A 10,173-nucleotide genomic window follows, 5' to 3' on the forward strand; every position below is an offset into this window, starting at 1 on the left:
CCGGCCGGCGCGGCGCGCGCGGGCCGGGCCTCGTCCGGGACGCGCATGCGCCGCCGCGAGGGCGCCCCTGCGGCGGCGGCGCTTCACAAGCCGGGCGGGGCCGCCCATCCTGGCGCCATGGCGCAGACCCTCGAACTCGGCCTCGACACCTTCGGCGACGTGACGGCCGCGCCGGACGGCTCCCTGCTCCCGCACGCGGCCGTGATCCGCAACGTCGTCGCCGAGGCGGTGCTGGCGGACGAGCTCGGGGTGGACGTCTTCGGGGTCGGCGAGCACCACCGCGCCGACTTCGCCGTCTCCGCGCCGGAGACCCTGCTCGCCGCCATCGCGGGGGCCACCCGCCGGATCCGCCTCGGCTCGGCCGTGACGGTCCTGAGCTCGGACGATCCCGTCCGGGTCTTCCAGCGCTTCGCGACGCTCCAGGCGGTGTCCGGCGGCCGCGCCGAGGTGATCCTCGGCCGCGGGTCGTTCACCGAGTCCTTCCCGCTCTTCGGCTACGCCCTCGACCAGTACGAGACGCTGTTTGCCGAGAAGCTCGACCTCTTCGCGGCGCTGCTCACCGGCGAGCCGGTGACCTGGGCGGGCAGCACGCGCCCCGCGCTCTCGCACCAGCGCGTGTTCCCGACCCTCGAGACGCCGCTTCCGACCTGGATCGGCGTCGGGGGCAGCCCGAACTCGGTCGTGCGGGCCGCCCGGTACGACCTGCCGCTGATGCTCGCCATCATCGGCGGCGAGCCCGCCCGCTTCCGGCCCTTCGTCGACCTCTACCACCGCGCCTGCGCCCAGCTCGGCCGGCCGCCGCGGCCGATCGGCGTCCACTCGCCGGGCCACGTGGCGGAGACCGACGCGCAGGCCCGCGCGGAGCTCTGGCCCGACTACAGGCGCATGCGGGACCGCATCGGCGCGGAGCGCGGCTGGCCGCCGATGACGCCGGAGGAGTTCGACCGGGAGGCCGACACCGGCTCGCTCTACGTGGGCGCCCCGGAGACCGTCGCGCGCAAGATCGCCGCCACGGCCGGCGCGCTCGGCCTGTCGCGGTTCCAGATGAAGTACAGCGCGGGCCCGCTGCCGCACGACGCGCTCATGCGCTCGGTCGCGCTCTACGGCGGCCGGGTGGCGCCGCTCGTGCGCGACATGCTGGCCTGACCGGGGCGGGAGAGGGCGCGCCGGCCGTCACCCCCTCGGCGTCGAGACCCGCAGCAGCACCGCCACCGGCAGCAGCCCCACCGCCACGATCAGGAGGGCGGCGACCGCGCCGTCCTCGTAGGTGCCGCGGGCGGCCTCGCCGTAGAGGTGGGTGGCCAGGGTCTCGACGTTGAGGGGGCGCAGGAGCAGCGTCGCCGGCAGTTCCTTGACGCAGTCGACGAAGACCAGGAGCGCGCCGCCCAGGACGGCCGGCCAGGCCAGGGGCAGGTGGACCTGCGCCAGGGTGGCGCCGGGGCCGCGGCCGAGCACCCGGGCGGCGTCGCCGAGGGAGCGCGGCACCCGGGCGAGCCCGGCCTCGCCGGTGCCGACCGCGATCGCGAGGAAGCGCACCACGTAGGCGTAGACCAGGGCGAACCCGGTGCCGAGGCCGAGGGCGCCGAGGCCCGCGCCCGCGAGGGTGCGGCTCAGGCCGTCGAGGGCGCCGTCCACCGCCGCGAGCGGCGGCATCAGCCCGATAGCCAGGATCGCCCCGGGCACGGCGTAGCCGAGGGTGGCGCAGCGCACGAGGGCGGCGCGCCAGGCGCCCGGCACGAGCCGCGGCCCCGCCGCCAGGAGGAGGCCGAGGGCGACGGCGACCAGGGTGGCGAGGGCGGAGAACCGCAGGGTGTTCAGGCTCTCCGACAGGAGCGCGTCGGAGAGCCCGGCGACGCGCAGGCGCCGGGCGGCCTCGAGCGCGAGGAAGCCGGCGGGCGCCAGGAAGCCGAGGGCGACCGGGACGAGGCACGCGCCCGCGGCCGCCAGCGCCGCCGGGCCGGCGAGGGGCGTGCGGCCCATGCGCCGCGGGCGCTGCGCGGCGCCCGCGTAGCCGCGGCCGCGGCGGGCCGCCCGCTCCAGCCCGATCAGCGCCAGGCAGGCGAGCAGCAGGGCGAGGGCGATGCCGGCCGCGCCCGGCAGGTCCGAGCGGTTGACCCAGGTGGCGTAGACCGAGACCGTGAGGGTGCGCACGCCCAGGAACTCGGCCGCCCCGATGTCGTTGAGCGCCTCCAGGAGGGCGAGGCTGGTGCCGAGCGCGATGGCCGGCCGGGCGAGGGGCAGGGCGACGCGCCGGAAGACGGCGGCGGGCCGCAGGCCGAGGCAGCGGCCCGCCTCCACGAGGCTCGCCGACTGCATCAGGAACAGCGCCCGGGTCGGCAGGTAGACGTAGGGGTAGAGCACGAAGCCGAGGAGCAGGATGCAGCCCGGCAGGGAGCGCAGGTCCGGCAGCGCGAGGTCGCGCGGGCGGGCGTAGCCGAGGAGGCTCCTCAGGCCGCTCTGCACCGGGCCGACCGGGTGGAGGAGGTCGAGGTAGGCGTAGGCCGCGATGTAGGTCGGCACCGCCAGGGGCAGGAGCAGGGCCCAGTCGAGGATCCGCCGGCCCGGGAACTCGTAGGCCGCGACGATCCAGGCGGCGCCGGTCCCGACCGCCACCACCAGGATCCCGACGCCGGCGAGGAGCAGGGCCGTGTCCCGGATCGCCTGGGGCAGGACGTAGGCGAGGAGGTGGGGCCAGAGCCCGCTCGAGCCCCGCAGCGCCTCCGCGGCGAGCGCCGCCAGGGGCGCCAGCACCAGGAGCGCCGCGGCGGCGGCGGCGAGCGTCCAGGCGCCGGGGCGCAGGCGCGCCGGGGCGGGGAGGGCCTGCGGCCGGGCGAGATCCTGGAGCATCCGCCGATCCGGGAGGGGACGAGGGATCGGGCCCCGGCGCGGCGCGGGCCTCGCCGGGGCGGCGCGCTACCGGTCGAACCCGACCTTGTCGACGAGGAGGCTCGCCGCCTTGCGGCTGCGGGCGATCTCGACGAGGGGGGTGGGATCGACGGACAGGACGCCGAGGTCGGCGAGCAGCGGGTCGAGGGGGGCGCCGGGCTTGACCGGGTACTCGTAATCGGCCCGGGCGTAGAGGCCCTGCGCCTCGTCGGAGACGAGATACTCGAGGAGCCGCACGGCGTTGTCGCGGTTGGGGGCGGACCTCGCCACCACGGCGCCCGAGACGTTGACGTGCGTGCCGCCGCCCCGGAAGGTCGGCAGCACCACCTGGACGCCGTCGCCCCAGGTCTTCTGCTCGGGCCCGCCCCGGCCGCTGCGCATCAGGCCGATGTAGTAGGAATTGCCGAGGCCGAGGTCGCAGAGATCCGCCACGATGTCCCGGGCCACGTCGCGGTCGCCGCCGCCGGCCTTGCGGGCGAGGTTGGCCTTGAGGCCGCGCAGCCAGGCCTCCGTCCTCTCCTCGCCGTGCCGGACGAGGTGGGCCGCGATCAGGGCGGTGTTGTAGGGGTGCTGGCCCGCCCGCAGGCAGACCTTGCCCTTCCACTTCGGGTCGGCGAGGTCCTCGTAGGTGAGGCCGGCGAGGTCGCGCAGGTCCGGGTCGGCGTAGACCAGGCGGGCGCGGGTCGAGAGGGAGAACCAGCGGCCCTCGGCGTCGCGCAGGGGCGCCGGCACCGCGGCCTCCAGGACCGCCGAGCGCACCGGCTGGGCCAGGTCCCTGTCGACGAGCTCGATCAGGTTGCCGATGTCGACCGTCATCAGCACGTCGGCGGCCGAGCGGGCGCCCTCGGCGGCCACGCGCTCGGCGAGGCCCTTGTCGACGAACACCGTGTTGACCTTGACGCCGCTGCTGCGCGTGAAGGCGTCGAGCAGGGGGCGGATCAGGCCGGGCTCGCGGGTGGTGTAGAGGTTGACCTCGCCCGCCGCGGGCGCCTCGGCGNCGCGGCGCCCGCCAGCATCGCGCCGGCGGGCAGCGCCAGGGCGGCGCGCGCGAGCAGGCCCAGCAGCGGGGACAGGGTGCGTGGACGTGACACGGCGGGAGCCTCCCAGGATGGCGCCCCCGTAGAGAAGCAGTTCAGCAACAAATGCAAGCGCGATAGATTTTAGTTGTTTCAATGTAAGACGCAGGCGGATCCCCGGCTCATCCCTCCGCGTCCTCGTCGGGGAAGACCAGGGCGGCCCCGTCCCGCAGCGTCAGGCCGACCGCGTCCCCGGGGCCGTAGGGACCGGTCCCGGGCTGGCGCACCCGCAGGAGCCCCTCGAGGCCCGCCACCGCGAGGTGCAGCAGGCTCGCCGCGCCGAGGAAGACCCGCCGCACCACCTGCGCGTCCGCGCCGCTGCCGGCGGGCCCGACCCGCACCGCCTCGGGCCGCAGGCAGACCCGCACGGCCGCCCCCTCGGGCAGGCCCGGGGCCGGGACCGGGCCGAGGGGCGTCGCGGCCCGGCCGCCGCGGATGCGGGCCGGGATCTCGGCGGCGTCGGAGAGGAAGCGGGCCGCGAACAGGCTCGCGGGGCGGCGGTAGAGCGCCTCGCCGGTCGCGACCTGCACGACGCGGCCGCGGCGCATCAGGGCGATGCGGGTCGCGACCGCGAGGGCCTCCTCGGGATCGTGCGTCACCATCAGGGCGGTGGTGCCGGTGCGGCGCAGGAGCGCCACCGTCTCGTCGCGCACCCGGTCGCGCATGCGGCGGTCGAGGTTGGAGAAGGGCTCGTCGAGGAGGAGCAGCCGCGGCCCCGGCGCCAGGGCCCGCACCAGGGCGACGCGCTGCTGCTCGCCGCCCGAGAGGGTCTGGGGATAGCTGCCGGCCTGGCCCGCGAGGCCGACCTGCTCCAGGAGCGAGGCGGCCGCCTCCCGGGCGGCGGCAGGCCGGCCCCGGAGGCCGAAGCCGATGTTCTCGGCGACGCTCAGGTGCGGGAACAGGGCGTAGTCCTGGAACATGAGGCCGACGCCGCGGGCCTCGGGGGGCACCGCGACGCCGGGCCCGGCGACCAGCCGGCCGTCGAGCCGCACGCGGCCCTCGTCCGGCCGCTCGAGGCCCGCGACGACGCGCAGGAGCGTGCTCTTCCCGCAGCCGGAATCCCCGAGGAGCGCCACGACCTCGCCGGGGCGCACCTCCAGGGAGACGCCGTCGAGGGCCCGCACCCGGCCGAACCGGCACGCCACGTCCTCGACCGCGAGGGCGGGCGTCGCGCGGGCCGGCGCCGGATGGGTCATGCGGTCGTCCTCGGGGCGGAAGGGATCGGAGCGCGTCCATACAGGGGGGGCCGCGCCCGGCCAAGGCACCCGGCGGCCCGGCGCGCCGGCGGCCCATGGTGTCGCCCGCGGCGGCGCCCGGCCCTGCCCCGTTCCGGCACGGGACCCGCCGCCGGAGGGTCAATCGGACGTTAAACCGACTCGTCGAATGCTCCGCGTCGGCCGAGGCGCCCCCGGGGCGCCGCGGCGCACCGACCGAGTGTGACGAGAGTGTCCGCGTATGCGTAGCGTAGCGAGCGAGGCCGACAACGTGGTGGCGTTCCGGCCCAGGGCGCCGAGGGGCGCCGGATCCCACGGTGGCTCGGCCGGTTTCGACGCGGCCCCGAGCGCCGGGCTCGCCGCCGCCCGGCGCGACCAGCGCAGCCTGATGGACACGGTCTACGAGGCCGGCAGCCTGCCGGTGGCGGCGGGCGACCGGGAGACCAAGCTCCTGGCCTCACGCCTCCTCGTGTACGGCTTCCTGGCCATCGACGAGGTGGGGGAGGACGGCACGGCGCGCCGCCTGCGGCCCTCCGAGGCGGTCCGGGCCGGCCGCGAGCGCCCCTGGCGGCTCTCGAAGGCCTCCCGCGGCGCCAGCCTCGCGGTCTCGATCCCGGCCGTGGACGGCTTCCTGTTCGAGCCGGCGGGCCTGCCGTCCTGAGGCGGGCGCGGGCGCCTCTCCGGGGCGGCGCGGCGGGCGGGCCCCCTCTCACCCGGCCGGGGCCGGTCGGCTACCCCGTCGTCGAGACCGTCGAGGGACCCGTGATCGTCCGGCCCAGATCCGTCATGAGCCGGCGATACAGGGCCGATTGCTCCCCGTGATCACCGGGCGCCCTGGCAACGTTCGGCAGCCAGGCCTCGTCGAACTTGCTGCCCATCTGCCGCTTGACGTAGTGCACATCGAGCCTCAGCCGCGCCGGCAGGCCGGCCCCGGCGTAAGGCTCGAAATAGCCTCTCGAGAATTCAATGTAGGTTTCGAAAATCTTATCTGAAAATATGAATCGATAGACGTAGAAGTTCTTGTCTATCCTGCGCGTCATTTCAATGATCTTGGCCGGATCCAGGTCGGACCAGTCACCTACGACCTGATAGAAACAGAACAACCGATTCAGATCGGGCGCGACCGCATCGTAGAAGGCGAGGCGTTTCTTGACGAGCTCCTGATTGAGTTGTTTGTTCTTCTCGATCCCGAAGCCAAGCTGCAGTACGAGGTAACCTACGATTCCGGTGACGATCGGTGTCGACATGGAGATGATGAGCTTCGCGTACTCGATCCAAATCGGCACTCCTTTTGGATCCATAGCCTGCCTCATTCCGCTGCGAGAGAGTCCGCCTTGACGCAGAGATCTGCGCCGCGCTGCATGAAGGCGGCGCCCGAGCATGTCATGGAGACCTCGATCCGACAATGCATGATCAACCCCGTCCGGCCGATCGGCGCCCCGAGACGCGATCATCGGCATCGAACCGACCCGATATTCTGCGCGATCCCGCTTGCGCCAAAGAACGAGCACGGCGATCTTGTATAGGAAGACCTGAGAAAGCATCGTCGTCCGGATTATAGTCAATCAGACAAGATCAACGGTCGGAGTCGACGGCTGGCGACAGGTCCCCGAACGGGCGGGAACGGCGCGCGGCCTCGACGCCAGCGGCAGGGGCCCGCACGACGGCCGGGGCCGCGCCGGGCGGCGGAACCGGGCCGCCGGCGCGCCGGGCCGCCGGGTCGAAGGCCGCCCCGCCATAAAATTGACTTTCCGAACCGGATCAAGGACAGCAGCGCCCGCCGCGACCGGCGCCGGCCCGGGCCTGCCCGGCCGTCCCCGCGGGCCCGAGTCCGGTTCGGAGCAGTGCATGACAAGCCTTGCCGCCGGGCGCCGCCCCGGTCGCGCCGCCTTCGCGGGAGCCTTCGCGGACCGCCTCCTCGACCTCGGGGCGAGCCGGCACGCGCTGGCCTGCGGCCTCCTGGTGCTCCTGTCCCTGGCCTGCTTCCTGCCCGGCTTCGCCTCGCTCCAGCCCATGGACCGCGACGAGCCCCGCTTCGCCCAGGCCTCGAAGCAGATGCTGGAGAGCCGCGACCTCGTCGACATCCGCTTCCAGGGCGAGGCCCGGCACAAGAAGCCGGTCGGGATCTACTGGGCCCAGAGCGCCGTGGTGGCGGCCGCCGAGGCGCTCGGCGTGCCGGCGGCCCGCACGACCATCGCGCTCTACCGCGTGCCCTCGCTCCTCGGCGCCGTGGCGACGGTGCTGCTCAGCTACTGGGCGGCGCTCGCCTTCCTGCCCCGGCGCCAGGCCTTCCTGGCCGCCGCCCTGGTGGGGGCCTGCGCGATGCTCTCGGCCGAGGCGCGCCTCGCCAAGACCGACGCGCTCCTGACGGCCGCGGCCGTCGCCGCCATGGGGGCGCTCGCCCGCGCCTGGCTCGGGCGGGCCGCCGGCCGGCTGCCCTGGGGCACGGTGCTGGCCTTCTGGCTCGCCCTCGCGGCCGGCATCCTGATCAAGGGGCCGATGGTGCCGATGTTCGCCGGCCTCGCGGCGCTGGCCCTGTCCGCCAGCGCCCGGTCCGCCGCCTGGCTGCGGGCCCTGCGGCCCGGCCTCGGCCTCGCCCTGGTGCTCGCCCTGGTGGCGCCCTGGTTCGTCGCCATCGCGCTCAAGAGCGGAGGAGCCTTCTACGGCGAGGCGGTGGGGCACGACATGCTGGGCAAGGTCGGCACGGCCCAGACCCAGCACTGGGCGCCGCCCGGCACCTACCTCCTCGTCGTCTTCGCGACCTTCTGGCCCGCCGCGGCGTTCGCCGCGATGGCGCTGCCCTTCGCCTTCGCGCACCGGCGCGAGGACGGGGTGGCGTTCCTCATCGCCTGGGTGCTGCCGTCCTGGCTCGTCTTCGAGGCGGTGCCGACCAAGCTGCCCCACTACGTGCTGCCGCTGTGCCCCGCGCTCGCGATCCTGGCCGTCCTGGCGGTGGCCCGCGGCGGCGTCCACCGCGGCCGGCCCGGGGCCCGCGCGGTGGCCCTGCTGGTGCCGCTGGTGCCCCTCGGCCTGACGCTCGGCCTGTGCGCCGCCGCCTGGCGCCTCGACGGGGTGCTGCCCCTCGCCGGGCTGCCGCTGCTCCTCGCCGCCACCGGGGTCGCGGCCCTGGCCTGGCGCGCCTTCGCGGACGGGCACACCGAGCGGGCGCTCGCCGTGTCGGTGCTGTCGGGGGCTCTGCTCGGGCCGGCGGTGTTCGGGCTCACGCAGCCGGCGCTGGCCTCCCTCAAGGTCTCGCCCCGGCTCGCGGCCCTGCGCGAGGCGGTGCCGTGCCCGGGGCCGGAGGTCGCGACCCTCGGGTACCGGGAGCCGAGCCTGGTCTTCCTGACCGGCACCGACCTGCGCATGCTGGATTCCGGCGCGGAGGCCGCCGCCTTCCTGGCCCGGGGCGGCTGCCGCCTCCTCTACGTCGAGGACCGCCACGCCGCCCCGTTCGCGGCCGCGGCAGCCGCGGCGGCCGCAACGGCCGCGGGGGCCGCGGGGGCCGCGCCGCCCCGCGCGGTCGGACGGGTCACGGGCTTCAACATCAACGGCGGCAAGCCGGTCGGCCTGACCGCCTACGCGGTGACGCCGTGACGACGCCCTCGCCCCTCCAGACCTCGCCCGCCGGTGCCTCGCCCGCCGTCCCGGCGCCCGCGAGCCCGCGGCCGGCCGGCGCCGCGCGGCCGGCGGGCGACCCGGAGGCGGTCCGCCTCAGCGTGGTCGTGCCGGTGAGGAACGAGGCCGGCAACGTCGCGCCCCTGGTGGCGGAGATCGCGTCCGCCTGCGCCGGCCTCGCGCCGTTCGAGATCGTCTACGTCGACGACGGCTCGACGGACGGCACGCCGGCGGCCCTGGCGGCGGCGCGGGCGGCCCTGGCGGCGCAGGCGGCGGCCCCCGTCCTGCGGGTGCTGCGCCACCGGGCGAGCTGCGGCCAGAGCGCGGCCGTGCGCACGGGCGTGCTGGCGGCGCGGGGCGGGCTCGTCGCCACCCTCGACGGCGACGGACAGAACGACCCCGCCTTCATCCCCGCCCTGGCGGCGGCCCTGGAGGCGGCGGGGCCGGGGGCGGGGCTCGCGCAGGGCCAGCGCGTCGGGCGCAAGGACGGGCGCCTCAAGACGGTGCAGTCGCGCATCGCCAACGGGGTGCGGGGCCGCGTCCTGCGCGACGCCACCCGGGACACCGGCTGCGGCCTCAAGGTGTTCCGCCGGGCGGTCTACCTGCGCCTGCCCTACTTCGACGCCCTGCACCGCTTCATGCCGGCGCTGGTGGCCCGGGAGGGGTTCGGGGTGGTCCACGCCGACGTGGTCGACCGGCCGCGGCTCAGCGGCCGCTCGAATTACGGCCTGTTCGACCGCCTCTGGGTCGGCCTCCTCGACCTCGCCGGGGTGTGGTGGCTGATCCGCCGGCGCCGCCGGGTGCCGGACCTCGTGCCCGCGGAGACGGACTAGCCGCATGGTCGCCGACATCATGCACGGGCTCAGCGCCTACTTCTGGTCGCTGTTCTCCGGCCCGGCCGACCTCGTGCTCCTGGTGGGGCTCGTCGGCCAGGGCCTGTTCACCGCCCGCTTCCTCGTGCAGTGGGTCGCCAGCGAGCGGGCGGGCCGCAGCGTGATCCCGCTCTCGTTCTGGTTCCTGTCGCTCGGCGGCTCCGCGGTGCTGCTCGGCTACGCGCTCTACCGGCGCGACCCGGTCTTCATCCTGGGCCAGAGCCTCGGCACGGTGATCTACCTGCGCAACCTCGCCCTGGTGTTCCGCGAGCGCCGCGCCCCCGGGGGCTGACGCCGCGCGCGGACGCCGCGGCCGTCAGAACAGCCCGACCCCGATGCCGGGAACCGGGCGGGGCGGGTAGCCGTAGGGGCCGTAGGACACGCCGTGGACGGGCAGGACGGGCGCGTAGCCGTAGCCGAGGAGCCGGCGGGGCGCCGGCAGCAGGACGGCCGGCGCCGGAACGGCCGGCGGGGCGCCGCGCCAGGCCGTGTCGGCGCCGCGCCGGGCCG

10 protein-coding genes are annotated in these 10,173 nt (G+C 75.9%); 5 read left to right on the forward strand and 5 right to left on the reverse strand.

Annotated features, from left to right (window positions below; all coding sequences use genetic code 11):
• Positions 1-117: 117 nt before the first annotated feature.
• On the forward strand, positions 118-1,146 hold the full coding sequence (locus tag DT057_RS04855) for an LLM class flavin-dependent oxidoreductase (protein ID WP_128560996.1): 1,029 nt from the start codon (positions 118-120) through the stop codon (positions 1,144-1,146).
• 27 nt (positions 1,147-1,173) lie between these two features.
• On the opposite strand, the gene DT057_RS04860 is transcribed toward DT057_RS04855, so the two are convergent.
• The 3 genes from DT057_RS04860 to DT057_RS04870 form a co-directional block, all read right to left on the reverse strand.
• A complete protein-coding gene (locus DT057_RS04860; RefSeq protein WP_128560990.1) occupies positions 1,174-2,847 on the reverse strand; it encodes an ABC transporter permease in 1,674 nt (557 codons plus the stop codon).
• A gap of 66 nt (positions 2,848-2,913) precedes the next feature.
• A partial coding sequence (locus DT057_RS04865) for an extracellular solute-binding protein (RefSeq protein ID WP_128560997.1) occupies positions 2,914-3,883 on the reverse strand: 970 nt, incomplete at its 5' end.
• A gap of 201 nt (positions 3,884-4,084) precedes the next feature.
• A complete protein-coding gene (locus DT057_RS04870) occupies positions 4,085-5,158 on the reverse strand; it encodes an ABC transporter ATP-binding protein (RefSeq protein WP_128560991.1) in 1,074 nt (357 codons plus the stop codon).
• A 259-nt stretch (positions 5,159-5,417) separates the two neighbouring features.
• On the opposite strand from DT057_RS04870, the gene DT057_RS04875 reads away from it, so the two are divergent.
• On the forward strand, positions 5,418-5,837 hold the full coding sequence (locus DT057_RS04875; RefSeq protein WP_128560992.1) for a hypothetical protein: 420 nt from the start codon (positions 5,418-5,420) through the stop codon (positions 5,835-5,837).
• A 70-nt stretch (positions 5,838-5,907) separates the two neighbouring features.
• Here the strand turns inward: DT057_RS04875 and DT057_RS04880 are convergent, their stop codons facing one another.
• Positions 5,908-6,720: a hypothetical protein gene (locus DT057_RS04880; protein WP_128560993.1), complete on the reverse strand. Its 813-nt coding sequence runs from the start codon at positions 6,718-6,720 to the stop codon at positions 5,908-5,910.
• A 304-nt stretch (positions 6,721-7,024) separates the two neighbouring features.
• On the opposite strand from DT057_RS04880, the gene DT057_RS04885 reads away from it, so the two are divergent.
• The 3 genes from DT057_RS04885 (at position 7,025) to DT057_RS04895 (ending at position 9,955) form a co-directional block, all read left to right on the forward strand.
• A complete protein-coding gene (locus DT057_RS04885; protein WP_128560994.1) occupies positions 7,025-8,770 on the forward strand; it encodes an ArnT family glycosyltransferase in 1,746 nt (581 codons plus the stop codon).
• A 122-nt stretch (positions 8,771-8,892) separates the two neighbouring features.
• A complete protein-coding gene (locus tag DT057_RS04890; protein WP_128560998.1) occupies positions 8,893-9,624 on the forward strand; it encodes a glycosyltransferase in 732 nt (243 codons plus the stop codon).
• A gap of 4 nt (positions 9,625-9,628) precedes the next feature.
• Positions 9,629-9,955, forward strand: coding sequence for a lipid-A-disaccharide synthase N-terminal domain-containing protein (locus tag DT057_RS04895; protein ID WP_128560995.1), 327 nt, complete (start codon positions 9,629-9,631; stop codon positions 9,953-9,955).
• A gap of 24 nt (positions 9,956-9,979) precedes the next feature.
• Here DT057_RS04895 and DT057_RS35385 read toward each other — a convergent pair.
• On the reverse strand, positions 9,980-10,173 hold a 194-nt coding region (locus tag DT057_RS35385), incomplete at its 5' end, for a hypothetical protein (protein WP_203236186.1).

Source organism: Methylobacterium crusticola, assembly GCF_003574465.1.
Classification (GTDB): domain Bacteria; phylum Pseudomonadota; class Alphaproteobacteria; order Rhizobiales; family Beijerinckiaceae; genus Methylobacterium; species Methylobacterium crusticola.